This window comes from Thermaerobacter subterraneus DSM 13965, from assembly GCF_000183545.2.
GTDB classification, from domain to species: domain Bacteria; phylum Bacillota; class Sulfobacillia; order Thermaerobacterales; family Thermaerobacteraceae; genus Thermaerobacter; species Thermaerobacter subterraneus.
In genome coordinates, this window is record NZ_JH976535.1 from 2,024,358 (window position 1) to 2,049,099 (window position 24,742).

Annotated in this window: 20 protein-coding genes; 6 read left to right on the forward strand and 14 right to left on the reverse strand. The window is 74.5% G+C overall.

Going from position 1 to position 24,742, the window contains the following annotated elements; genetic code table 11:
• The first annotated feature begins 553 nt into the window (after positions 1 to 553).
• On the forward strand, positions 554 to 1,591 hold the full coding sequence (gene safA / locus THESUDRAFT_RS13935) for a SafA/ExsA family spore coat assembly protein (RefSeq protein WP_006904316.1): 1,038 nt from the start codon (positions 554 to 556) through the stop codon (positions 1,589 to 1,591).
• Between the two features lie 94 nt (positions 1,592 to 1,685).
• Here the strand turns inward: safA and THESUDRAFT_RS08245 are convergent, their stop codons facing one another.
• The 3 genes from THESUDRAFT_RS08245 to THESUDRAFT_RS08255 are packed head-to-tail and all read right to left on the reverse strand — an operon-like array spanning position 1,686 to position 5,297.
• Positions 1,686 to 3,377: an MDR family MFS transporter gene (locus tag THESUDRAFT_RS08245; protein ID WP_006904317.1), complete on the reverse strand. Its 1,692-nt coding sequence runs from the start codon at positions 3,375 to 3,377 to the stop codon at positions 1,686 to 1,688.
• Complete coding sequence (locus THESUDRAFT_RS08250; RefSeq protein WP_006904318.1) at positions 3,374 to 3,718, reverse strand: MTH1187 family thiamine-binding protein; 345 nt, start codon at positions 3,716 to 3,718, stop codon at positions 3,374 to 3,376. The genes THESUDRAFT_RS08245 and THESUDRAFT_RS08250 overlap by 4 nt, the downstream gene beginning before the upstream one ends.
• Before the next feature lie 31 nt (positions 3,719 to 3,749).
• Complete coding sequence (locus THESUDRAFT_RS08255) at positions 3,750 to 5,297, reverse strand: carboxypeptidase M32 (RefSeq protein ID WP_242823292.1); 1,548 nt, start codon at positions 5,295 to 5,297, stop codon at positions 3,750 to 3,752.
• 524 nt (positions 5,298 to 5,821) lie between these two features.
• Here THESUDRAFT_RS08255 and THESUDRAFT_RS08260 point away from each other — a divergent pair.
• From THESUDRAFT_RS08260 to THESUDRAFT_RS15070, 4 genes are all read left to right on the forward strand, one after another.
• On the forward strand, positions 5,822 to 7,351 hold the full coding sequence (locus THESUDRAFT_RS08260; RefSeq protein ID WP_242823380.1) for an alanine racemase: 1,530 nt from the start codon (positions 5,822 to 5,824) through the stop codon (positions 7,349 to 7,351).
• Positions 7,348 to 8,454, forward strand: coding sequence for a lipid II:glycine glycyltransferase FemX (locus THESUDRAFT_RS08265; protein ID WP_006904321.1), 1,107 nt, complete (start codon positions 7,348 to 7,350; stop codon positions 8,452 to 8,454). The genes THESUDRAFT_RS08260 and THESUDRAFT_RS08265 overlap by 4 nt, the downstream gene beginning before the upstream one ends.
• Positions 8,455 to 8,587: 133 nt before the next feature.
• Positions 8,588 to 9,373 (forward strand): enoyl-CoA hydratase/isomerase family protein, encoded by a 786-nt coding sequence (locus THESUDRAFT_RS08270; RefSeq protein WP_006904322.1) that lies wholly within the window; start codon positions 8,588 to 8,590, stop codon positions 9,371 to 9,373.
• Positions 9,374 to 9,568: 195 nt separating this feature from the next.
• The gene (locus THESUDRAFT_RS15070; RefSeq protein ID WP_006904323.1) at positions 9,569 to 9,697 is read left to right on the forward strand and encodes a hypothetical protein; all 129 of its coding nucleotides are present in this window, start codon (positions 9,569 to 9,571) and stop codon (positions 9,695 to 9,697) included.
• A 140-nt stretch (positions 9,698 to 9,837) separates the two neighbouring features.
• On the opposite strand, the gene serA is transcribed toward THESUDRAFT_RS15070, so the two are convergent.
• The 11 genes from serA to THESUDRAFT_RS08325 all read right to left on the reverse strand — a co-directional run bounded on the left by serA (position 9,838) and on the right by THESUDRAFT_RS08325 (position 23,537).
• A complete protein-coding gene (serA, locus tag THESUDRAFT_RS08275; RefSeq protein WP_006904324.1) occupies positions 9,838 to 11,577 on the reverse strand; it encodes a phosphoglycerate dehydrogenase in 1,740 nt (579 codons plus the stop codon).
• Positions 11,574 to 13,001, reverse strand: coding sequence for a pyridoxal-phosphate-dependent aminotransferase family protein (locus THESUDRAFT_RS08280; protein ID WP_006904325.1), 1,428 nt, complete (start codon positions 12,999 to 13,001; stop codon positions 11,574 to 11,576). Before THESUDRAFT_RS08280 ends, serA begins: the two co-directional genes overlap by 4 nt.
• 623 nt (positions 13,002 to 13,624) lie before the next feature.
• A complete protein-coding gene (locus tag THESUDRAFT_RS08285) occupies positions 13,625 to 14,296 on the reverse strand; it encodes a hypothetical protein (RefSeq protein WP_242823293.1) in 672 nt (223 codons plus the stop codon).
• Between the two features lie 59 nt (positions 14,297 to 14,355).
• Positions 14,356 to 16,614, reverse strand: a complete 2,259-nt coding sequence (locus THESUDRAFT_RS08290; protein ID WP_006904327.1) for a hypothetical protein — start codon at positions 16,612 to 16,614, stop codon at positions 14,356 to 14,358.
• A complete protein-coding gene (locus THESUDRAFT_RS15075) occupies positions 16,611 to 17,723 on the reverse strand; it encodes an ABC transporter ATP-binding protein (protein WP_006904328.1) in 1,113 nt (370 codons plus the stop codon). The genes THESUDRAFT_RS08290 and THESUDRAFT_RS15075 overlap by 4 nt, the downstream gene beginning before the upstream one ends.
• Positions 17,724 to 17,864: 141 nt before the next feature.
• On the reverse strand, positions 17,865 to 18,359 hold the full coding sequence (locus THESUDRAFT_RS08300; protein WP_006904329.1) for a VanZ family protein: 495 nt from the start codon (positions 18,357 to 18,359) through the stop codon (positions 17,865 to 17,867).
• 103 nt (positions 18,360 to 18,462) lie between these two features.
• Positions 18,463 to 19,146, reverse strand: coding sequence for an ATP-binding cassette domain-containing protein (locus THESUDRAFT_RS08305; protein ID WP_006904330.1), 684 nt, complete (start codon positions 19,144 to 19,146; stop codon positions 18,463 to 18,465).
• Positions 19,147 to 19,177: 31 nt separating this feature from the next.
• The gene (locus tag THESUDRAFT_RS08310; RefSeq protein WP_006904331.1) at positions 19,178 to 20,509 is read right to left on the reverse strand and encodes a hypothetical protein; all 1,332 of its coding nucleotides are present in this window, start codon (positions 20,507 to 20,509) and stop codon (positions 19,178 to 19,180) included.
• Positions 20,496 to 21,434 carry an RNA polymerase sigma factor gene (locus THESUDRAFT_RS15080; protein ID WP_006904332.1) on the reverse strand — a complete coding sequence of 313 codons (939 nt, stop codon included), beginning with the start codon at positions 21,432 to 21,434 and terminating at the stop codon, positions 20,496 to 20,498. Before THESUDRAFT_RS15080 ends, THESUDRAFT_RS08310 begins: the two co-directional genes overlap by 14 nt.
• A gap of 244 nt (positions 21,435 to 21,678) precedes the next feature.
• On the reverse strand, positions 21,679 to 22,149 hold the full coding sequence (locus THESUDRAFT_RS08320) for a DUF4260 family protein (protein ID WP_006904334.1): 471 nt from the start codon (positions 22,147 to 22,149) through the stop codon (positions 21,679 to 21,681).
• 221 nt (positions 22,150 to 22,370) lie between these two features.
• Positions 22,371 to 23,537, reverse strand: a complete 1,167-nt coding sequence (locus THESUDRAFT_RS08325) for an ROK family protein (RefSeq protein WP_006904335.1) — start codon at positions 23,535 to 23,537, stop codon at positions 22,371 to 22,373.
• A 164-nt stretch (positions 23,538 to 23,701) separates the two neighbouring features.
• Between THESUDRAFT_RS08325 and THESUDRAFT_RS08330 the strand changes: the two genes are divergently transcribed.
• Entirely contained in the window at positions 23,702 to 24,676 is a 975-nt protein-coding gene (locus THESUDRAFT_RS08330; protein WP_083855392.1) for a lysylphosphatidylglycerol synthase transmembrane domain-containing protein, read from the forward strand.
• The last annotated feature ends 66 nt before the right edge of the window (positions 24,677 to 24,742 follow it).

Genomic DNA, 24,742 nt, shown 5'->3' on the forward strand with positions numbered 1-24,742 from the left:
GGGCGGAGGGCCGGCGGGCGGATCCCGGCCAGCGGTCGGGCAGCGGCCAGGGACCTGGCAGGCCGCCGCGGCCGGACGGAGACTCCGCAGGCCGCCGGGGGCTGGCCGGTCTTTCGCCGCTGGGCGGCCACCTGGGAGCCAGCCGTACCGCGCCCGCAACGCCCGGGTGCGCCACCTCTGCCCGTTCGGACTATACCGTCGGCTCCGGATTCTCACCGGATCAACCGCCGAGGCTGGCAGGCTCGTGGGCTGGCCCGCACCCGGGCCGCCCCATCACTGCCGGTCGGGAATTGGTGCCGGCACCAGGGCCGGCACCTCACCCTGCCCCAAAGGAAAGGCACACCACGTGGCGATGCAGCGTTTGTTATCCCTACCATGACGCCGCCGGCGCGATCTGTCAACGGCCCCCGGGCCGCAAGGGCGGCACCCGGTCCCGGACGCGCCCGCGCCATGGGTTCCGCGCCCGATTGCCTGTGCGAAGGCCCAAGCTCGGTCCCCGCCCGGGACCTGCCCCCCGCGGCCGGCATACATCGCCGTGGGAGGTGGAACACCGATGGCCCATGACGATGCTCGACCCACGGGCGGTGCCGGGGTCGAACCGGACACCCCGGAAGAAACCCGCGCAGCGCAGATTGCCGCCGGCGGCCCCGGTGAACCGGCCGGCGTGACGGAGCAGGCGGCGGCCAGCGAGGAGGTGGCCGCCGGGGCGGCCGGCGGCCCCATGGCCCCGCAGCTGCCGCCTCCGCCCGCGTGCCCCAACGGGTTCATCTACACGGTGCAGCCCGGCGACACCCTGTTCCTCATCGCCCAGCGGTTCGGGGTGACGCTGCAGGCGCTGATCGCGGCCAACCCGCAGATCCCCAACCCCAGCCTGATCTTCCCCGGCCAGCAGATCTGCGTACCCACGGGGGTGACCCTGCCCCCGCCGCCGCCGTGCCCCAACGGGTTCATCTACACGGTGCAGCCCGGCGACACCCTGTTCCTCATCGCCCAGCGGTTCGGGGTGAGCCTGCAGGCGCTGATCGCGGCCAACCCGCAGATCCCCAACCCCAGCCTGATCTTCCCCGGCCAGCAGATCTGCGTGCCGGTGGGCGGCCCGCCCCAGGTGCCCACGGTGGAGTGCTGCATGCTGCTCTTCCGCACGGCCAACGTGCCCCGGGGACCGGAGGCCGGCGGGGTGGCCCGCATCTTCCAGTCGGCCGCGGCGGGCGCCAACGTGCTGATCGGCACCATCGACCTGCCGGCGCCGACCACCTTCGGCGGCAACACCTTCGTGGCCTGGCTGCGGGGCGTGGCGCCCAACGGCCGCACCGTCAAGGTCCCCCTGGTCCGGACGAACCCGCTGCTGACGCCGCGGGTCTGGGCCGGCTCCCTGGCGGTGCCGCCGGGCCAGCAGCTGGCGCCCTTCAACGACCTGATCGTCACCGCCGAGCTCAGCGCCGACGTGATGCAGCCCAGCCTGAACCGGATCGTGCTGATCGGCCTGTTCGCCCAGTGCCAGCCCCAGCTCCTGTTCGGAGGCAACTCCGGGCCGGCCGCCGGCGGGAGCGGAGGCCAGGGCGGCTCGGGCGGCTCGGGGTGCTGCGGTTGACGGCCTCCGCGCCAGAGGGCGCTCCTTCAAGGGCCAGGGGGCCGGGACACCCGGGTGTCCCGGCCCCCTGGCCCTTCAGCGGCGACCGCCGCCGTCACCGGCCGCCCGCCGGGGAGCGGCCGGCCGCGGCCGGTTCGACCCCCCGGGGCAGGGTGCGGGTGATGGGCAGGACCAGCACCGCCAGGCCCAGCACCACCGTCATGGCCGCCCGGAAGGCGCCGGCCAGGGCCTGGCGCAGCGCCTCCAGGGCAGCGGGATCCAGGGCGGCCCGCCGCTGGGGATCCAGCAGCCAGTTGCCGGCATCGGCCCCCAGGCGGGCCAGGCCGGGCTGGCCTGCGGCCAGCAGGGCGCCTTCCAGCCGGGTGTTGATCACCCCGCCCAGCAGGGCGGCGCCCACGGCGCTGCCCAGCATGCGGGCGAAGGCCTGGGATCCCGTGGCCACGCCCCGCTCATGTCGGGGCACCGACTCCTGGATCGACACGATGTAGGTCGTCATGGCCAGCCCCATGCTGACGCCCACCAGGAAACAGCCGGCGGCCACCTGCAGCGGCGACCCGTCGGGGCCGGTCAGCCACAGCACCAGCATACCGGCGATGCCGAACAGGGATCCCGTCACGGCGGTGGCGCGGAAGCCCCAGCGCATCATCAGCCGGCCGGAGATGGTGCTCGCCAGAGGCCAGCCGATGGACAGGGTGGCCACGGCAAAGCCCGCCACCACGGGCGAGCGTCCCAGGACCCCCTGCACGAAGGTGGGGACGGTGGACGACAGCCCCACCAGGATGATCCCGCCCACCAGCCCGCCCAGGTTCCCCGCCCGGATGACGGGCCGGCCCAGCAGTTCCAGGGGCAGCAGGGGCTCGGGCGCCCGCCGCTCCTGGCGGACGAACATCCAGCCCGCGCCGAGCGCCAGGGCCAGCAGGGCCGCCGTGGTTCCCGAGAGCCAGGGCCAGGCGCTGCCTCCCTCCACCAGCTGGACCAGCAGGGCCGAGACGGCCACCACCATCCAGAAGGAACCGGCCAGGTCGACGGCCACCCGGCCGTGGCGCGGCGGCTCGTGCAGGAACAGCGCCAGGCCCAGGCAGGCCAGCAGGCCGATGGGCAGGTTGATGTAGAACACCCACGGCCAGCCGGCATACTGGACCAGCAGGCCGCCGGCCGCCGGCCCCACCACCGCCGAGACGCCCCACACGCTGGACAGGTAGCCCTGGATGCGCGCCCGTTCTTCCAGCCGGTAGAGGTCGCCGACGATGGTCATGGTGATGGGCTGCACCGCCCCGGCGCCCAGCCCCTGCAGGGCCCGGTAGGCCACCAGCTGCCCGATGGTGCTGGCCGTGCCGCACAGGGCCGAACCCAGGAGGAACAGGCCGGCGCCGGCCAGGAACACGGGCTTGCGGCCGTACAGGTCGGCCAGCTTGCCGTAGATGGGCACCGACGCCGCCGACGTCAGAAGAAAGGCCGAGAAGACCCAGCTGAACCGGGCGAAGCCCCCCAGGTCCGCCACGATGGACGGGATCGCCGTGGCCACGATGGTCCCCTCGATGGCCGCCATGAACATGGCCAGCATGAGGGCCGCCAGGATGAGCCCCTTGTGGGTGGCGCCCACCTGGGTACCGGCGGAGGCCGCACCCCTGCCGGCCGCGGCCGGTCCGGTCTCGGCCCCCGCGGGTCCTGCCCCCCGCGCCGCGGGTCCGGGTGTTCCGGACAGGCCGGCCGGGCGGGCCGCCGCCGGTATCCCGGCGCCCCCTGCCGCCCCCGGGTGGCCCGGGTGGCGCCGCCGGTCCTTCACGACGGGCGGGCCCCGGCGCCCGGAGCCCCTTCACCCTGGGTCGCAGCCAGCCGCCGCTCCACGGCCGCCACCTTGTCTGCCATGGTCTGGGCCCGGTCCCGGCGGTCGTCGATCTTGATCACCGTGGACACCCGCCGGGCCCCGCCCTCGAACATGGCCTCGTGCATGGCCCGGATCAGGCGCAGGATCTCGTCCAGGTCGCCCTCCAGGGTGGTGAACATGGGCCCCACCTGGTAACGCACCCGGTCCTGGCCGGCCAGCACCTCAAGGGCCCTGGCCACCCAGGGGCTGACGCTCACCCCCTCCCCCACGGGAGCGATGCTGACGGCTACGATGGCCACGGTTCCACCTCCCCCGAATCAGAGCCCGTCATCAGAGCCCGTAGAGCTCTCCGTACTTGCGGCGGATGTAGCGCAGGAAGGGCTGCTCGCTGAGCTCGGCACCCGTGACCCGGCGCACCAGTTCCAGAGGCTCGTACCGGGCGCCGTGCCGGTGCACGTGCTGCCGCATCCATTGCAGGACGCCGCCCAGCCGCCCGCGGGCGATCTCTTCCGGCAGGCCGGGTTCGTCCCGCAGGGCCGCCTCCCAGAGCTGCAGGGCGATCAGGTTGCCCAGGGCATAGCTGGGGAAATAGCCGAAGCCGCCCCAGGACCAGTGGATGTCCTGCAGCACGCCCTCCACGTCGTGCGCCGGTTCGATGCCCAGGTAGGCCCGGGTCTTCTCCCGCCAGGCGCCGGGCAGGTCGTCCACGGGCAGGTCGCCCGACAGGAGGGCCAGCTCCAGCTCGAACCGCAGCATGATGTGAAGATTATAGGTAACCTCGTCGGCGTCCACCCGGATCAGCGACGGGCGCGAGCGGTTGACCGCCCGGTACATCGCCTCGGCGTCCACGCCGGCCAGCTGCTGCGGGAAACGGGCCTGGACCCGCGGGAAGAAGAAACGCCAGAACTCCCGGGAACGCCCGATCACGTTCTCCCACAGCCGGCTCTGGGACTCGTGCACCGCCGAGGAGGCGCCGTCGGCCAGGGGGGTCCGGTGCCAGGCGGCGGGGAAGCCCTGCTCGTACAAGCCGTGGCCGCCCTCGTGCAGGCTGCTGAAGAATGCCGGCCCGAAGACGCGGGGGTTGATGCGGGTGGTCAGCCGCACGTCGCCGGTGGCCAGGGGCGCGGTGAAAGGGTGGATGGACCGGTCCTGGCGTCCCCGCTGGAAATCGAAGCCGATGGCCTCCAGGGCCTCCAGGGTGATCTCCCACTGGGCGGCGTCGGGGTAATCGCCATGGAGGAAGTCGTCCCGCACCCGGTCCTGCCGCTCGGCGATAGCCTGGACCAGCGGGACCAGGCCTTCCTTGAGGCGGGCGAAGAGCTCCCGCACCTGCCGCGTGCGCATGCCCGGCTCGTGGCCCTCCAGAAGGGCGTCGTACCGCTCTTCGGGGTAGCCCAGGGCGTCGGCCATCTGGCGGCGCAGCTCAAGCAGCCGGGCCAGGGCCGGGGCAAAGACGGCGAACCGCTGCTGGGAGCGGGCCTCCACCCAGGCCTGGTACCCCTGGGACGACGCCCGGGCCAGTTCCGCCACCAGGTCCGGAGGAACCCGGCGCGCCCGCTCGTAGTCCCGGCGGGTGACCCGCAGGAGGGCGGCGGCGTCGCTCTCCGGGTCCAGCTGGGCTTCCCACCCGGCCAGCTCGTCCAGCCACTGCCCCACCTCGGGAGCCGTAAAGGCCTCGTGGGCCAGCCGGTTCAGGGTCGCCTTCTGTTCGGCCCGGGCCGCCGCTCCGCCGGGCGGCATGTTGACCTCCTCGTCCCAGTTCAGCAGGGTGGTCGCCGCGTGAAGATCGCTCACCTGCCCCAGCCGCTCCAGCAGGCGATGGTAGGCCGGCGGCGCGTCCGGCGGCACCAGGCCGGTCGCCCGGCCCGTTGCGGTCACTCCTCTCGTGGCATCCTGCACCGGCGTCTCTGGCATATCCCTTCTCCTTTCCTGCCCGCAGCCGGGGCCGGCCCCGAGCCCCGCCGGCCCCGGCGACACCATGGGCCCGGACCCGGCCGGATCGGTGCGGAGGGGTGGCCGGAGGCGGGGTCTTGCCTGTCCGGGGCCATGGTGCTTTTTTTGGATATGTTGCGGTTCGGCGGCGGCCCGGTCAAAGCCTGCCAGATCCCGGCGAAGGCGACGGGGGCGGCCCCATGCAGGTCGCCGGATTCCGCAGGGCAACGGGAAAGCGGGAATGGAAGGCCGGCCCCCCAGGAAGCCTTTTGATGAAAAGCCGCCGCCGACGAAAGCCACAACCGCCGGTGACAGGATCCCGCCCCGCCGGACGCGAACCACAAGGCAACCCTGCGGCCCCGGGCAAGGTCCCCTGGCGCTCGTGGGCCAGCCGCGGCCCGGCGGGAGGCGGCGGGATCCCGCCCGGCCGGCAGCCGCCGGCCGGGCGGCAGCAGGAAAGGGCGTTGACGGTGGAGCACCATCTCCAGGCCAGCGGCGACGGCCAGGGGCCTGCCGCCGGACCCGCCGGTTCCGACGGCAAGGGTATCGCCAGCCTGTCTGCGACGGACACGCTGGCCACCTGGCCGGACGAACTGGCGGCGACCCTGGCCCGGGCGCGCATCGAAGTCGACCTGGACGTGCTGGCCGCCAATCTGGCCGCCGTGCGGCGGTTCCTCCGGCCCGGGACACGCCTCCTGGCCGTGGTGAAGGGCGACGGGTACGGCGTGGGCGCGGAGATGGCCGCCCGCACCTTCGCGGCCGCCGGCGCCGACGCCCTGGGCACCGCTACCCTGGAAAGCGCCCTGCGCCTGCGGCGGTCCGGCATCACGGCGCCCATCCTGGTCTTTCAGCCGCCGGAGCCACCGCTGCTGGACTTCTGGCTGCGGGAAGGCCTGCAGGCCACGGTCCATGACGCCGCGACCCTGCACGCCCTGTCCCAGCGGGCTGTTGCGCTGGGAGTGGGCCGCCCCCTGGCGGTCCACCTGGAGGTGGACATGGGCCTGGGCCGCGGCGGGCTGGCGCCCGGCCAGGTGGCGCCCCTCGTGGCGGGCGCCGCCTCCCTTCCGGGCGTACGGATCGAGGGGCTTTACACCCACCTGCCCACGGCCGCCCGGCCCCGCCTGGCCCTGCGCCTGCTGGACCGGTTCCTGCGGCTGGTCCGGGACCTGGAAGAACGCGGCCTCCGGCCGCCCCTGGTGCACTGTGCCGAGAGCCACCTGCTGGTCCTGGCCCCTTACGCCCAGCTGGACATGGTCCGGGTGGGCAACCTGCTCTACGGTTACGCGCCGCGGGCGGCCCGGCGGGCGGGCCTGGCCGTGCGGCCCCCGTCGCGGCTGGTGGTGCGCGTATGGGCGGTCCACCGGGCCGGCGACATGACCCCCGGCTACCGCGGCGGGTGGGCCCGGCCGGGGACCCCCGTCGCGGTGTTGCCGGTGGGGCTGGCCGACGGCCTGCGCCCCGCCCGGGAAGCCCGCCACTGGGGCGACCGCATGGTGATCCTGGGCCGCCGGCTGCTGGGCGCCCTGGGGGCCCGCCAGGTGCTGGGCGCCAGCACCGCACCCCCCGGCCCGCGGGTTCGCGCCGGGCACCGGGAGGTGCCCTTGCGCGGCGAGTTCATGATGAACCACTGCCTGTTCGACGCCACGGGTCTCCCCCTCGCCCCCGGCCAGGAGGTGGAGCTGCTGGTCAGCCGGCTGACGGCGCCCGCCCACCTGCCGGTGGTGTACCTGCGCGGCGGGCGTCCCGTGGCCGTGGCCTGGCCCCAGCGCCAGGTGCTGGAATGCGTCGCGGCCGGGACCGCAACGGCCGGGCCGGGTGGAATGGCCGGCGGGGACGCACCGGCGGCGGCCGAGGCTCCCGCCGGTGCCGGGGACGGGCAGGAACTCCGGCCGGTGACGGGGGCGGCGAGCCCCGGGGCAGGAGCGGCAAGCCCGGAAGCTGCGTTGGCCCCTCCTGTGGCCGGCGGCCCGGCGCATCCGGACGAGGAGACGATGGGATGAACCAGACAGCCAGCCTGAAGGTGGTCCGCGCCGGCCCCCAGGACCGGGAGGCCTACGACCGAGCGGTGGCCGGGTCCGGGAAGCCCCACTTCATGCAGCTCTGGGGCTGGGGCGAGGTCAAGCGGGCCACCGGTTGGGAACCTTTGCGCTTCCTGGCCACCCGGGGCGGCCGGGTCACCGGTGCCATGACGGTGCTGGCCCGGCGCCTGCCCGGGCTGGGGACGGTGTTCTACGCCCCCACGGGACCCGCCGTGGACTATACCGACCAGGAGACGGTCCGGTCGCTGCTGGCCGCGGCCGCCGAGGAGGCCCGCCGGCACCGGGCCTTCGTCCTGCGGGTCGACCCCGACATCCCCGCCGGACGGCGCGATGCGGTCGAGCTCCTGACCCGCCTGGGCTTTCGCCGCGGGACGGAGGCCACGGCCTTCGAGGCCCTGCAGCCGCGCTTCGTCATGCGCCTGGAACTGGCGCCGACCCCGGAAGAGACCCTGGCCCGCTTCGAGTCCAAGACGCGGTACAACATCCGCTACGCCGCCCGCCAGGGGGTGACGGCCCGGGCCGCCCGGGACGAGCAGGACCTGGCCGCCTTCTACCGGCTGCTGCAGCTGACGGCGGCCCGGCAGCGCTTTGCCGTCCGCGCCTTCTCCTACTACGAGGCGCTCTGGCGCCACCTGCTGGTTCCGGGCCATGGCCGCATCTTCCTGGCCGAACACCAGGGCCGGCCCGTGGCGGGAATCATGGTCTTCCGCTGCGGCGATACGGTCTGGTACCTCTACGGCGGGACCGATTACGAGGCCCGCAAGGTGATGCCCAGCCACGCCGCCCAGTGGGCGGCCATCCAGTGGGCCATCGCCGAGGGGTGCCGCATCTACGACTTCCGCGGCGTGTCCGGCAACCTGGACCCCTCCGACCCCCACTACGGCCTCTACCGGTTCAAGAAGGGTTTTGGCGCCGAGCTGGTGGAGTACGTCGGCGAGTTCGAGCGGGTCTACGCCCCCGCCCGCTACTGGGCCTTCCGCGCCGCCTTCGCTGCCCGCCGCCGGCTGCTGCGGGCCCTGCGCCGGAGCCGGGGCGGGGCCGCGGCCGCGGGAACAGCGGAGTGAGGCCGCCGGGGCACCGGTTCCACCTCTCCTCGGGCTCCAAGGGAGGGACGGGACGGGACGGGATCCGCCGGGGGACGCCGGCAGGGGCGCCGCCCGGGTCCATGGAACTTTCGGCCTACGGAGGTGGACCGCCGTGGATCACACCCTGGTCCAGCTGGAGTGGCCCCAGCCCGAGGTCGCCCTGGTGCGGCTGAACCGCCCGGACCGGCTCAACGCCTTCAACACCGCCATGGCGGAAGCCGTGGCGGCCTGCTTCGAAGACCTGCGCCGGGAGGAAGGCTTGCGGGCGGTGGTGCTCTGCGGCGCCGGCGACCGGGCCTTCTGCACCGGTGCCGACCTCAAGGAGCGCGCCACCCTGGACGAACAGGCCTGGTTCGCCCAGCACCACGTCTTCCAGCGGATGTTCCGGGCGGTGTCGGAGACGCCCGTGCCGGTCATCGCGGCGGTGAGGGGGTACTGCCTGGCCGGCGGGTTCGAGATCGCCCTGAACTGCGACTTCATCGTCGCGGCGGCCGACGCCCGCTTCGGCCTTCCCGAGGTCACCCGGGGCATCATGCCGGGCGGCGGCGCCACCCAGATCCTGCCCCGGGTCGTGGGCGAAGCCTGGGCCAGCCGGCTGATCATGACCGGGGAGATCATCGACGTGGAGACGGCCCGGCAGATCGGCCTGGTCACCGAGGTGACCGAACCCGAGCGGGTGGTGCCGCGGGCCCTGGAGCTGGCCGGGGTGATTGCGGCCAACGCCCCCATCAGCGTCCGCCAGGTCAAGCAGGCCATTCGCGCCACCCGGTCCCTGGGGTGGGAAGAGGGCCGGCGGCGGGAACTGGAGCTCTACGCCGCCTGCGTCCCCACCGACGACCGCCGGGAGGGGATGCGCTCCTTCGTCGAGCGGCGGCCCCCGGTGTTCCGGGGCCGATAAGCGGAGCCCGCGTCCCTGGACGGATCCGGGTGGCGCCGCCGGGCGCCGGCGGCCCGGGCGGACGGAGACCATCCCGGATGAAGGGCGGGGCCAAATGGCATCCTTTTCTTTCGGAAGGCGTTTTTCGAAAGGCGGCGAAGGCACCGCCCGCGAGGGGCGCGGTTTGGGGTTTCCGCGACGGCGAGGTGGCTAAGGGTGGAAGACCACAAGCAAGGCGCCGGCAACGGGGCCGGCGCCACGGCCATTAAGTACGGGGCCTGGATCATCATGCTGCTGGCCGTGCTCTATTTTCTGGCCAACTACGTGATTCCCCTATTCCGGTAAGTCCCGCGTGGACCGAACGTCCCCCTGCTCCGGGGCAGGGCAAGCCCTTGGCCGCGAAACGATGGCGAAAGCGGCCCGACCGCCATCGGCCGGCGCCCTCGGTCCTGCGCGCCAAGGCCAGCCATGCCCGGAGGGTGGGATCAACCCGCCCGCTCCCTCCACACCTGGGCCAATGCGGCTCCGGGGACCGGCGGGGCATTGGGCTCGTCGCGGCCGGATCCGCCCTTGACACCCCCGTCCGCCCCCTCGCTCGAAAGCCAACGGGATGCGGGCTGCAGCAACGTCACCGGCACATGCACCAGCCGCGCCTCCTCCATACCGGGCAACCGGCGGATCTCCGCCAGCAGGGACGGGGGCAAAGGATCGTCCAGGGCCAGGACCATGATGGCCTCGCCCCGCACCTGCCGCCGGGCCACCTGCATGGCCGCGATGTTGATCTCCCCCATGCCCAGCAGGCCGCCCACCTTGCCGATCATGCCCGGCCGGTCGTGATGCCGTGTGAGCAGCAGCCGGGGCGCCGGCACCATGTCCAGGGGCAGCCCGTCCAGGTGGACCAGCCGCGGCAGCCCTTCGGGGCTCAGGCTCCCGGCCACCGCCCGCCGCGGCCCCCGGCCGCCGGCCAGTTCCACCACCGGGACCGGCAGGTCGGGGTGGCGCTCGCTGCGCCAGCGCAGGGTGATGCCGCGCCGGGCCGCCAGCACCGCGGCGTTGACGGCGTTCACCGGGCCGTCCACCACCCCGGCCAGCAGGCCCTTGAGAACGGCCCCCGCCAGCAGCTCGAAGCCCCGCTCCGAGGGCAGGTCCCGGGCCGCCACCCGCAGCTCCAAATCCTCCAGCGGGCCGCCCAGCCCCTCGCGGTAGACCAGGCCCACCAGCTCCGCCACCGGCGCCAGGGGCCCGGCCGCGTGCCAGTCCTGATCCGACAGGGGCGGCAGGTTGACGGCGCCCCGCACCGGCTGGCCCTGCAGGGCGCGCAGCACCTGCTCGGCGATGGCCCGGGCATTGTAGGCCTGGGCTTCCCGGGTCGAACCGCCCAGGTGGGGCGTGGCCACCACGTTGGGCAGCTCCAGCAGGGGGCTTTCCCCCGGCGGCTCGGTGGCGAACACATCCAGCCCCGCCCCTGCCAGGCGGCCCTCGGTCAGGGCCTGGTAGAGGGCCTGTTCGTCCACGATGCCGCCGCGGGCGGTGTGGATGAGATAGGCCCCCGGGCGCATGCGGGCCAGGGCCTCGGCATCGATGAGGTGGCGGGTGGCCGGGGTGAGGGGCGTGTGGACGCTGACCACGTCGGCCCGGGCCAAGAGGTCGTCCAGGGAGACGGGCTCGGCGCCCAGCTCCCGGATGCGGGCCTCGGGCACGTAGGGATCATAGGCCAGCACGACCATGCCGAAGGCCCGGGCCCGCTGGGCCACCTCCTGGCCGATGCGCCCGAAGCCCACCAGCCCCATCACCTTGCCGCGCAGTTCCTCCCCGACGAACCGGTTCCTCTCCCAGCGCCCCTGGCGCAGGGAGGCGGCGGCCGGCACGAGCCGCCGGACCAGGGCAAGCAGCAGGGCGAAGACGTGCTCGGCGACGGCCACGGTGTTGCCGTCGGCCACGTTGACCACCACGATGCCCCGCTCGGTGGCCGCCTCCAGGTCGATGTTGTCGACCCCCACCCCCGCCCGGCCGATCACCCGCAGCCGGGGCGCCGCGGCGATGAGGTCCGCGGTCACCTTGACCCGGCTGCGCACGATCAGGGCGTCGGCGGCGGGCAGGAGATCCCGCTTCAGGGTCTCGAGGTTCGCCCCCGCGGCGTCGATGAGATGGCAGTGCTCTTCCAGCAGGGTCAGGCCGTCCCGGGGCAAGGGATCGGCCACCACCACCCTGGGCCTCGGGTTCATGCGCCCCCCTCCTCCCCCGCAACCTGGGCCCAGGCCGCCCGGGCGGCGGCCGCCGCGGCACCGGGCGGCACCGGCCGGCCGGCTTCCGCCAGCATGGGCCCCAGCACGGCGTCCAGGGCCGTCATGGCCGCCAGGATGTCGGCCGGCTCCAGGGCACCCATGTGGCCGATGCGGAAGGCCCGGTCCTTGAGGGGTCCCTGGGCGCTGACCACCACCACGCCGTGGTCGTCCGCCAGGCGGCGGATCACCTCTCCGGGCCGCACCCCGGCGGGCAGCGGCACCGCCGTCACCGTGGGAGAGGCCTCCTCGTCCCGGGCCAGGGGCTCCAGCCCCAGGGCCCGCACCCCCGCCCGCACCATGGCGGAGAGCAGCCGGTGCCGGCGGTAGACGTTCTCCTCCCCTTCGGCGGCGATCCGCTCCAGGGCCGCCTGCAGCCCGAACCAGAGGGTCACCGCCGGGGTGTAGGGGAAGTCGCCCTCGCCCGCCAGGTAGGGCCGCACGTCCCAGGTGAACCGGGGCAGCCGGGCCTGTTCCACCGCCTCCAGGGCCCGGGGCCCCAGGGCCACGATGCCCAGGCCGGGCGGCGTCATCAGCGCCTTCTGGGACCCCGTCACCGCCACGTCGATGCCCCACGCGTCCATGGCCACGGGGACCGCGGCAAAGGAGCTCACCATGTCGACCAGCACCAGCGCCTCGGGCGCCGCCCGGCGGATGGCGGGCACCAGCTGCTCCAGCGGCAGGAGCGCCCCGGTGGAGGTCTCCGAGTGGGTGAGGAACACGGCCCGGTACGGCCGGCCCGCCCCGCGACCCGCGGCCTCCAGCCGCTCCAGCACCTGTTCGGTCCGGGGGATCTGGCCCCAGGGCACCTCCAGGCGGTCGACCTCCAGGCCGTAGGCTTCGGCGACGGCGGCAAAGCGATCGCCGAAGAGGCCCATCACCACCGCCAGCACCCGGTCGCCCGGCGACAGGGTGTTGACCACCGCCGCCTCCAACGCCCCCGTCCCCGAGCAGGGGAACACCACCACGCGGCCGCTGGTGCGGAACAGCCGCCGCAGTCCTTCCCGCACGGCGGCGCTGACCCGGTCGAACTCGGCACTGCGGTGCAGCACCACCTGGCGGGCACAGGCCGCCCGCACCTCCTGGGGCACGGCGGTGGGGCCCGGCGACAGGAACACCGGCTCCGGGCGCGCCGGCGCCCCGGGTGCCGGCGCCTGGGCGGTTCCCAGGGGGGTGCCGGATCCCGGACCGGACGGGGAGGCGGCGTCAAACCCAGGACCCGGTGCCATGCCGGCTCCCTGGGCAATTGGGGTCTCGGGGTGGATACCCGAACCCGCGCCCCTGCCCGCACCGGCTGCCAGGGGCGATCCGGCCGCTGCACCGTGACGGCCGGCGACGCCGGGTCCGATCTCCAGCGGCTGCTGCATGGCGGCTCCCTCCTCCAGGGGGTCTGGCTGCTCCTGACCGATGGCCATGCACCGGGCAAGGCCCCATGGGGTCCACGAAAACAAAAGAACCCGTCCCCTCCGGGACGGGTTCTCACCCGCGGTGCCACCCCGCTTGACCTCACCCCGATTGCCCGCCGGCGGCGCGCCGGCTCCCCCGCGTCCGCTGGCCCTCCGTCGCACGCCCACCAGCAGCAGCGCCTCGCGGCGTCGCGCGGAGGTTCCCGTCCCGCGGGAGTACGGAACCAAACCCACGGCGGCTCTACCGGGGTGAAGCCCGCTTCAGGCCGTTAACGGCGGCCGGCCGGGCCCCTTCCGGTCCGGGCGGACCCTCGGGGCCACCTCCGGGGTGGATTCCCCTGCCCGCCCCACCGGCTCGCACCATCCGCCGGCTCTCTGGCGGCAGCGTCAGCAGGGTACTAGCCCCTTCAACGGCGCCTCGACCATCGTTCAGGTTTGGGCGGGATTCTAGCACAGGCGCCCCGGCCAGGCAAGGCGGCGTCGCGGGGATTTTGCGAATGTTCGTCGGCGTCAGGAATCGATCTTTCGACAGCGCGGCATTCGCGGACGTGCCTCCGTAGCTCGCAAGGCCCCGCGTCATCGCGTCATCCTTGACGGAGGAACCGCTCGTTCCTCCGGTAGCGTTCGGCCGTCGCCAGCGCCGCCAGGCCAGCCAGGCCCACCAGCGCCCAGCGGTTCGCGACCAAGGCGGGCGGCAGCGGCTGTCCCAGGGCCAGGGCTTCCACGATGGCAGCGGGATCGACCCCGGCCGCGCGCAAGCCGCCACTGGCCGCGAAGAGGTAGAGCGACCCGGTGAGGTCGCCGCGGGTGACGGCCTCCAGCGCCCACCAGGCCACGGCCGCCCCGGCGCCGGCCACCGGGGTCCGGACGAGCACGGCCACCAAGGCTGCCAGAGCGACGAGCCAGGCCGCGGCGGGCAGCGCGAGGCCCACCGCCCGTAGGCCGGTCCCCCAGGGGGCTCCCCCGGCTGGGGCCAGCCGGAGAACGGCCACGGTGGTCATCCCGAGGGCGACCAGGAGGTAGGTCGCCAGCGCCAAGCCGATCCGCTCTAGCACGACCACCGTCCGGCGAAACGGCAGCGCCCGCCAGAGTCCCGGCCGCCGCCCCTCCACGTCCGCCCACAGGGACACGGTCACGGGCAGGACGGCCAGGACCAGGAACTCCTCGACGAGCCGCAACAGGGTGTGCAGCGCCAGGGGGTGGCCCATCAGCCGCTCGGGCCACACCAACACCGGGACGAACGCCAAGCCCAACACCGCGGTGACCGCCAGGCCTGGTCGCGCCAAACGGAGGTGCAATCGCACCAGACCGGCGCTCATCGCCCCAGGACCTCCCTCAGGTCAGCAGCCGTCAGGGGCCGCTGGGCGGCCATCTCACGCAGTCGGCTCAACCGGGCCGTCACCTCAGAACGGGGGGTGCCGAGGAGCCAGCGCTGCACCTCTTCGTACCGCGGTCCGTCGGGCAGATTCTCACAGGGTCCCTGCGGCGGCGCCCCCCCGGCCCCCGGGGCGGTCGGCGCGTCGCCGCCGGGGGTCGGAAACGGCGGGCCTGCCGGCGTCCGACCTGAGGACGCACCCACCACATCGGCGAGAACGGCGAGCAGGCACCCCTCGGCGTCGCCTGCCACCTCCCGGCGTCCGTAGAGCACGGCTTGCGCCACCTGTTGCGGAACCAAGATGTTGGAGCCACGCTCGATGACCGTGCCGGTGTCCGGATCGAGGTGGACCCAATGGGCGTCGCCGCGACCAGGGGGCAGCGTGACCACCCGGGGTCGGACGGTCCGGCCGACCCAGCGGTAGGCCTCGACCAGGTCGCGGGCCCACCGCAGGGCATCGTCGCGGCTCCCCAAGTCCTCAGGGGAGTACCAGATTTCCGCGCTAGAGTCGTTCGCTTGCACCAGGTGCCCACCTACCAGTTCCAGGAAGGCCGTGGTGCCTCGCATCACGGTCACCGGTCCCCAGGGCCTCTCCACGGTCTGCAGATTCGACAGCACGGGATACCGACCCGCATGGCGAACCGTCACCTGGAACGATGCCCGCAAGCTCTCCGGGACGTACGGCGGCCGGGGCGCGGCGACGCCCGCCCACCGGATGGCGCCGGCGGAGGTCCTGTCCGGACCTTCGCCAAACCACCAGACCTCTTGACCGCCGCCGTCCGGATCAGCACGGGTGGCAAGGACCCGAGCCAAGGTCACCGCTCCCGGCAACGGGTACCAGCCATAGGACGGCGGCAGGCTGAGGCTGGCGGGCCCCACCTGGGCACCTCGCATGGGTGGCGGCGCGATGGTCATGCCCGCCGTCCGCACCGGCGGGTATTCGAAGGGCAACAACCACTGGTCGACCCGTCCCCGGTAGGACAGGGCGACCGTCGCCGCCCCGCGGGGTGGCAAGACCAGGTCTTGGATGCGGATGACATCGCCTTCCTGGGACCAGCGGACGGCATCGCCGCCCGGCGCCATCACCTCGAGCCGGGTCACGGTGAAGACGTGGCGAAGGGTGAGGACGGGATCTTCCACGGCCTCGCGGCCGCGGTTCTCCAGGCGGAGCCGGGCATGGACGACGACCTCCGGCGCCCGGCGGGCGTCGACGTCGAGTTCGTAGCGGCTGATGGCGAACGGGGGCGCCGGATCCGGCTCAGGACCAGCATAAAGGGAAGCAACCCCGTTCCGGGCGTAGTGCAGCAGCTCAGCACGGGCGGCGTCCGCCTGGGCATACAAGGTGGCGACGAAGCCTGCCGACGATGCCAGGGTGAGCAGCACAAGGGCGGCTGCGGTCATTCGCAAGCCCCATCGCACCCGTGTCTTGACCCAACGGCCCCGGCGGTAGGCCAGGGCCAGGGTCACCACCACGACCCCGGCCGCCGCCAGGTACAGCACCCGATGGGCGACAAACAGGGGCACGTCTTCGGCGAGGGCCGCCAACGCGACGTCCTGCCAATCCCCAGGGAGCATCCCCGAGCCGGTCCACTGTAGAAGCCACGCCACGGGGATGAAGGGTCTGACGAGAGATTGGAAGACATATGGTCCCACAAGGCCCGCCAGCCACGTGGCCAGGATCGCCGCGAACAGCGGCAGACCCCGCAAGCCCAGCCCCAACGCGCCGCCGAGGACACCGGCCCACAGCGCTCCCGAAACGATCCACAGCGTCAGCAGGCCCCACTCGGCGAGCACGTAACCCCATGGTAGTCCGGCCGACCGGGCCAGTATGGCCATCCGCACTGCCGGCGGCACCACCGCCCCCAGGGCCGCCAGCAGAGCCAGGGGTGCCGTCCCGGCGAACTTGCCCAGGACCAGGGCCGCCTTGTCCACCGGCCAGGACCACAGCACCGCGGCGCTGTCCTCATCCCGCTCGGGATCGGCCGCCAGCCCCGCCAGCACCATGACCCCCACCTGGAGGAAGGCGAGGAACTGGGCCGCCTGCTGGAGGACGCCGGCTCCGGTCTCCGCCACGGTCTGGGTCACGGTCACCAGGCCCGTGGCCAGGCCGCCGGCCGCGGCGGCCGGCAACCACCAGCTGCGCCGCACCCGGGTCCAGGTGAAGCGGGCCGCCGTCCGGAAGGAAGCGAGCCAGCTCACGGCCTGACCTCCTTCCCGCCGGAGGGCGAACCGGCGCCACGGCTCCCCGTGGCCCCACCGGCGGAGTCGCCCCCCGCCGTCCTCGCCGGTTCCTCCGCATCCGGCGCTTCCGAACCGGTCACCCGTTGCGGCGGCGGCGCCCCGGCCGGGTCCCCCGGGACCCCCCGGCGACCGGCCGCCAGGCCCCGCAGCAGGGCCACGTAGCCGTCTTCCACCCGGGGTTCGGCGGGGCGTGCTCCCGGGGGCTCGTGCCACGCCAGTACCCGCAGCAGGGCAGTGCCCCCCTCCCGGCGGGACGAGACCACCACGGCCCCTTGGGGCGCACTCCCTTCCACTTCCCAGACCAGGCCCGCGGCACAGGCGGCCAGGTCCTGGGGCGGTCCCAGCCAGCGCAGCCGCCCGCCGGCGATGACGGCCACCTCCTCGCAGGTGGCGGCGATGTCCTCCACCACATGGGTGGAGAAGATGACCAGCCGCTCGGGGCCCAGGCCGCCCAGGAGCTGGCGGAAGCGGACGCGCTCCTCGGGGTCGAGCCCCGCGGTGGGTTCGTCCAGCAGGATCAGGGAGGGATCCCCCAGCAGGGCCATGGCGATGCCCAGGCGCCGGCGCATGCCGCCCGAGAGGCGGCCGGCCCGGACATGGCGCACGTCCAGAAGTCCCACTTGCTCGAGCCGGTGCTCGATCTCCCGCCGGCGGGCGGCCGAGTCGGCGATCCCCTTGAAGATGGCGGCGAAGTCCAGGGTCTCGTAGACCGTCAGCTGGGGGAACCAGCCGCCTTCCTGCGGGAGGTAGCCCAGGTGCTGGCGAACGGCGTGCTGGTCCCGGGGCAGGGTCCAGGGCCCGATGCGGACCTGCCCCTGGCTGGGTTCCACCAGGGTGGCCAGGATGCCCAGCAGGGTGCTCTTGCCGGCTCCGTTGGGCCCCAGAAGACCCAGCACGCCGGGTCCCCAGGACAGGTTCACGCCGTCAAGGGCTACCTTCCGGCGGCCGTAGACCTTGCTGACACCGGTCAGGTGCAGCCGCATGCCCGTTTCCTCTCCCGCGCTGGCCGTGGCAGTCGCCGCGGGACCGCCCCGGCGCCATGGGGCCTTATGACGGGTCGCGTCCATCCTCCATCCTCCCCGCACCGTCGCTTCCACCCGGAGAGACGGGCGAGATCGCCGGACGTTCCCTACCAGCGGCACGCCGGCCGGGAGGATCCGGCCGGCGTGCATTGCTCAGCGTCTGCCAGCGTCCATTTCCCATCTCGCTCAGGCACGTCTGAAGCCCAGGCGGGCGACCCGGGCGGCCCCGTAGCCCAGTAAGGCGCCAAGAACGTTGAGCAGTAGATCGTCGACATCCCACGACCCAGTCCCCAGGAAGAACTCGGCCGTCTCCAGGATGCCGCTGGCGACCAGGGCGCTGGCGGTTACGAGCCGGGCCGATGCCCGCCGCGGCCAGCACCAGACCCAAAGGAGCCCCCACGGCACGAAGATCAGCACATTGCCGGCCAGGTTTTGCATTGCTACCCCGGGCGACGGCTCGCCGGCCAGATACCCGGCAATGGTACGGAAAGGAATCAGGTTAACGGACCAGCGCCAGCGGGCCACGAGCAATTCAGGGTCCAAGCCGTTACGCCACAGCGGCGCCGGAAACTTGAATACCGTCACGCGTAGGAGAACCGCCAGGTACACCCCAAAGGCGAGTGCCCGCAGCCAGCCCCACCCCGGCCGCCGCCGGGCCTGGTTGCGACGTATGGGTACCACCGTCCCCCCTGTTTCCTGCTCCTTATGCCGTTTGCACCGGTGGCCCCGGCGCGGGCCCTGCTCCGGCTGCCGACGCCGGGCGACGGGCGGCGCGGAGCCTCGCTCACCGCCCCGGCAGGACCAGGCACTGGTCCGCCAGATCGGCCAGCCGCCCCTCGCTGTCGACCACCACCGCCCACACCGGCCGCCCGCCGGCGGCCGCCGCCCGGTATTCCTCCAGGGCGGCCCGCAAAAGGGTCACGCCGTCATGGTCCAGGCCACGGGCGGGTTCGTCCAGGATCCAGAGGGCCGGGCGCGCCAGCAGGCTCTGGGCCAGCAACCAGCGGCGCCACTGGCCACCCGAAAGCTCCTCCAGGCGCTGGCGGGCCGCACCGTCCAGGCCCCACCGCCGGAGGGCCGCGGCCACCGCCTGCCGTGGCTCGGGCACGGCCCGCAGGGCGGCCAGGTAGGCCAGGGCGGCGGCCACCTTCATCCGCCGGGCCACGCGGCCTTCCTGGGGCACGTATCCGGTGCATCCCCGGACCGCGGCCAGGGCGCCGGGTCCTGCCCCGGGAAAGGAAACCGGCTCCCCGCCGGGAGCCGGCCAGGGGTAGTGCACCTGCCCCCGGCGAGGAACGGCCAGCGTCGCCAGCACCCGGAGCAACAGCGACTTGCCCGCCCCCGGCGGCCCTGTGACCAGCACCACCCCTGGTGCCAGCACGGTGTCAGGGACCGCCACCGGCTGCCGGCTCGGCAGGACCAGCTCCTCCCACGCCAGGCGCCGCACTCCGGCCAGGGTCAGGGCCATGGGGTCCATCTCCCCACGCCAGGAGCCCCATTCATACGGCCACCTCCCCGGCGCCCGCCTGCTTGGCCAACCCCCGCCCCAGCAGGGCCGCCGCCAGGAGCATGGCCGCCTGCACGGCGACCGCCGGCAAGGGACCCGCGGCCAGCGGGTTCCAGGGGCCGAGCCAGTGGCCCCCCAGGGTCACGGCCGTCCACAGGCCGGCGGAGGCCAGCATGGCGCCCAGGGTGCCCGCCCGCATGTGCCACCACAGGGCCCACGCCGCCGCCAGCCAGAGGGGCGCCAGCCGGGCCAGGATCACCACCAAGGTCCCGCCGAGGGTCCCGGCCGCCGAACCGGCGACCGCCCCGGTGGCCGGCCACGCCGGAACGGTGTCTGGGGCGGGACCCCCGGGCGGCAGGCCCATGAACGCCTGCACCGCGGCCGGCTGGATCCACCCCGCCACCAGGATGAACAGGGTCGCCAGCAGGCCCGCCACGCCGGCCCGGGCCAGCAGCCGGCTGGCCGCAGGGAACGGCGACAGGGTCTCCAGATCGGCCCATAGCCGCTGCCGCCGGGGCCAGACGGCCGCCAGCGCCACCAGGGTGCCCAGCCACGGCGCCACCAGGGCGAGGCTGTCGGCGGAGAGCAGGATGAGGCGCCAGCCGTCCAGCACCGGCCGGCTTGCGGGACCCAGGGCTCCCGCCCCATCCCCTGCCGCACGGAGCGCCGGGGTCCAGTCCGGCATGAGCCCCCGGGCCGTCTCCACCGCCACCAGGTGCAGCAGCAGGCCGCCGGCCATCAAAAGCAGTTGCAGGGCGAGAAACGGCAGGGGAAAGCAGCGGGCTTCCGCGGCCAGAAGCCTCAGCAGCTGCACCATACGAGGCCGCACCGTACCGGCCGGGATCAGGGTGTCCCGGTCCAGCGGCCCGCCGCCGGCCCGGGCCGGGACCGGGCCGGCGGGCAGCGCGGCAACGGGCTCGGGTTCCTCCTGCCCGCCCGCCGTCGCCAGCAAGGCCCGGGTCACCCGGGGCACCAGGTCCTGGGGAACGGGTCCGGGCTCGGCCCGCAGGGCTGCGAAGTCCGCCCACAGAGCCTTCACCTCCGCCGGGGAGAGGGGATCGTCCCCCTCCCGGCGGGCCCCTTCCGCCGCTTCCTGCCAGAGCATCTCCCAGGCCTGCGCCGCACCCTGGGGAGCCGCCGTGGCCCCCGCGAGACGGGGGTCATCAGACCCTGCGGCCGGATCGTGGTCCGGAGCACCGGCCGGGGCCGCGGCGGAGGGGTTGGGCGCAGCAGGCCGTTCTTCCCCAGCCGGTGCGGGCCGATTCGCCGCCGGGGGCTCCCGCCGCTCGCCCTTGCGGCGAGCCGCCACGTCAGGGCTCGTCATCGCGCGTCACCTCCCCCTGGCCGCCCGCCGGTTCCAACTCCCGGTCCAGCTCTTCAAGTGCCTGGCGCAGGCTCTTCAGCGCCCGGTGCAGGCGGGACTTGACGGTCCCTTCGGCCACGCCGAGAATGGCCGCCACCTCGGCCACCGGGCGTTCCTCCAGGATCCGCAGGACCACCACCTGCCGCCAGGGTTCCGGCAGGGTGCCAAGGGCCGCCCGCAGCCTCTCGGCCCGGGCCGCGTGGCCGGCGCGCCAGGCCACCACCTCCGCCGGATCGCAGCCGGGGTCGTCCACCGCGGCCCCGTCAGGGGAAGATCCGGCGTGCCAGGGCGGCGGTCCCTCGGGCAAGGCGGCCGCCAGGGCCACCCGCCGGCGGTAGGCGCTGCGGGCGTCGTCCCGCAGCCGGTTCGTCAGGATGGTGTAGAGCCAGGGGCCCAGGCGGGCGGGCATGGTCCCGGCGCGGAAGCTGCCCAGCGCCCGCACCAGGGTGTCCTGCACCAGGTCCTGGGCGGCTTCGGGATCCGCTCCCAGCCGGAGGGCATAGCGGTACAGGCGGGGTGCCCAGTGCTCGGCCAGCCGCTGCAGGGCGGCCGGATCGCCCGCCCGCAGGCCGGCCTCCCAGGAGGCATCCACCTCCGGCTCGCGGAAAGGCGTCCGGGAGGGGGAACCCGCGCCGGCAAGAGCCCCGGCGTCTCGGATCCCAGGGTCCAAGGTCACCCCCATGACGGCCCGTCCGGGAAGCCCGCCCGCCCGTGCGGCGGGGGCTTCGAGCCGGCCGCCATCCCCTTCCCCGGCCCCGAGCCCTGCGCCGTCAGGGCAGCGGGCGACTGCCGAGTGGCTGCGGGTTCCGGGTTGCCGCGGGGAACGGCGGGATCCCAGGCTGCGCAGCCGCCAGGGGATGTCCGCAGCATAGCCGCCGCCGTCCAACGTTGCGATCCTCCTCCCCCACCCGCCGGCCGCCCCCAATCCCCAGTTCAGCGCCGCCAGCCTGGCGAAGGGCGGCGTGCCGGCCAGGCATGGGGTCCCATCTCGTCAAACAAGACGAACCACCCCCGGCCGGGTTCCCGCCGGGGGACCGGCCAGAGGGGCAGCCAGATGGCCTGCGCCCTTGGCGGGTGCGCCGCAGGCGCAGGCGGGAATGCGCCCCATCCTTGAGCTGCGCCCCGTTCTCTCACCAGCGCGGCCGGAGGGGCGCCTCTTCCAGCTGCAGGTGGGTCGACCGCAGGTAGGGGTACAGCTTCAGCCCCCGGCCCAGGGCCCGGTTCAGCCCGATGTAGGCCAGCCAGCCCAGCAGGGGCAGGTAGACCCGGCCCGCCAGCCACCATCCCCCAAGGCCCAGGAGCAGCGGCAGCACCGTGCTGTGGGCGGCGTTGTACAGGAGGAACCAGCGGCGCGGGACCAGCGGTTCGGGCGCCTCTCCCGCCGGGCGCCGGCGGCCGCGGGCCCCCTGGGCCGGGGCGGAGCCCTGCACCCCATCCCTCTCCAGGCGCCGTGCAGCCCTGCGGAAGGGAATCCCACCGATCACCCCGGGCAGGACGAAGAACGCGGCAAAGGCCACCCAGCCGCCGCCGGCGGCAGCGTAGGCCGTCACCGCCGCCACGGCCAGCAGCAACCCCTCCAGCCGCAGCCACCACTGGGCCACGGTTTCCCCCTCCCCTCCGCCACCCTCGTACAAGCCGCAACCGGCTCCGGAAGGCCAGGCCGCGGGCCGGACCGTCCGCGGGGCGGGCGGCCGGCAAAGCCGCGGGCTCCCCCCGCAGGCGCCGCTCCGGGCTTGCTTCAGCCGGCGCGTCATTCGGCCGGCCAGCGGACGTCCAGGCGGCACCCTGCGGATGCGGACCACGGGCCGCCGGTGCAGGGCGGTCAGCGCCGGGGCGCCGGTTCGTCCAGCAGGTCCCAGGCCAGCAGTGCCGCCCCCACCAGTCCCGCGTCCTTGCCCAGGGCCGCGGGTACCAGGGTAACCGCCGCCAGGTTGGCCGGCAGGGCCCGGCGACGCATCTCGGCCTCCATGGCCGGCGCCAGCAACGGGTAGCGGGCCATCACCCCGCCCCCCAGCACCAGCCGGTCGGGGTTGAACAGGTTGACCGCGCTGGCCAGCCCGATCCCCAGCAGCCGGGCGTATTCCTCCGCCACCGCCCGGGCCCGTTCATCACCCGCGGCCGCCGCGTCCAGCAGCTCGCGGGCGGTCCAGCGGCCGCCCGGCCGGCCCGGCGGGGGGCCGAGGCGCTCGGTGGCGAGACGCCCCAGGGCGGGCCCGGCGGCCACGGCCTCCCAGCAGCCCCGGTTGCCGCAGCCGCACGACGGCCCGTCGGGGTCGACGGTGGTATGGCCGATCTCCACCCCGTTGCCGTTGACGCCGCTGAACAGGCGCCCGCCGATCACCAGGCCGCCGCCGATGCCCGTGCCGACGGTGACGTACACCATGACCTCCGCCCCGCGGCCGGCACCCAGCCGGGCTTCGGCCAGGGCCGCGGCGTTGGCGTCGTTGTTGACGGCCACGGGCAAGCCGAGGCGTGCGGCCAGCTGGTCCCGCAGGGCGAACCCGTTCCACCCGGGCAGGTTGGGCGTGCCCGCGAACCGGCCTTCGGGCAGCACCAGGGGACCGGGCGCGCCCACCCCCACCGCCTGCGGCCGGCGGCCGGCCTCTTCCGCCAGGTCCCGGACGGCTGCAGCGATGCGGTCCATGGCCGCCGCGGGGCCGGAGGGCGCGTCGGTGGGGAGCGTCCGGCCGGCCAGCACCTGGCCCTGGCGGTCGACCAGGCCGAGCGCGATCTTGGTACCCCCCAGGTCGATGCCCGCCACCACGGGCTCCTCGCCCGGCCGGGCGGGGGGCGGGGAGGCTGCGGGGGCCGCGCCGTCCTGGGCGGGCCGGGCGGCGCCCCTGGGGACGCCGGCGGGCCAGGCGCCACCCCTGTCGTTGCCGGCGGTGCCGGCGGCACCGGCACCGCCCCGCGCGTGCGCTCCCGAGGCGGCACCGCCCCGCGCGTCCGATCCAGAACGGTAAATGTAAATATGGAACGTTCCCGTCATCGATCGCGCCTCGCAAACCGGATGGGATCACACACCCCGATGGGTTCCGCCCTAGAGTTCACCGGGTGGCGCCGGCGGTCCTCTTGGAACCCGTAGCCTCCCGGTCCCTCTGGCGCCCGCCCGTTCCCCTGGCACCCCGTCATCCGTAGTACAATGCGGTTGTCATGACCCCCATGCGCGTTCCCGTCCTCCGCTCCACCGCCCGGCCCGGGCCCGCCGCCCGCTACGGGCTCCTGGCCCTGCGCTTGGCCTTGCTGGCCGGGCTGGTGGCCGTGGCGGCGCGGGTGATACGGCCCGCCGACCTGGCCACGCTGGGCCGGTTCCTCCGGGACGAACCGGCCCCGGCCCTGGCAGCCGTGGCCGCGTACGCCGCCGCCTTTGCCCTGCGGGCCTGGGCATGGCAGGTGCTCCTGCCGCCGGGGGGCCGCCGGCCGCCCTTCTTGCTGCTCTGGCGCCTCACCCTGGCGGCCAACCTGGTCAACCACCTGGCGCCGGGCAAGCTGGGTGAAGTCGCCCGCATCGCCCTGGCGGCGCGAGCCGGCCTGCCCCGGGCGGAAGCCCTGGTGTCGGTGGTGCAGGCGCGGGCCGTGGACACGGCCGCCTTGCTGGCGGTGGCGGCCGCCGCCCTGTTCCTGTCGCCCGCCCAGGCGGCCGCCGTGCCGGCGGTGGCCCTGGGTCTCGCCGTCCCCGTGGGGCTGGCGGCGGGAGCCCGCCTGTCGCCGCGCCTGGCCCGGCGCTGGCCCCGCCTGGCACCGGTGGCCGGCGCCCTGGCCGCCGTCTCCGGGCGCCGGCTGGCCCTGGCGTGGCTGCTCTCGGCCCTCAGCTGGCCCCTGGAGGCGGGGATCCTGGTGGTGGTGGCCCGGGGGCTTGGCGCGCCCCTGGACCCGGCCGCCGCCCTCACCGCCACCCTGGTGGCGGTGGCCGGCCAGGTCCTGGCCATCACCCCGGGCGGCCTGGGCACCTACGAAGCGAACATGACCCTGGCGCTCCAGCTCTACGCGGTGGAACCCGCCGCCGCCTTCCGCATCGCCCTGGCCACCCACCTGGCCAAGTACCTCTTCGCCTTCGCCGCCGGGCTGGAGCCCGCCTGGCGGCTGGCGGGAGGCCCGATACGCCTGCTGGGCCGGTTGCGGGAGTGACGGGACAGGGACGCAAACTCGAGATACGTTTTGCGGATTCGTGAATGCGTCCTTGCGTGAGGACTT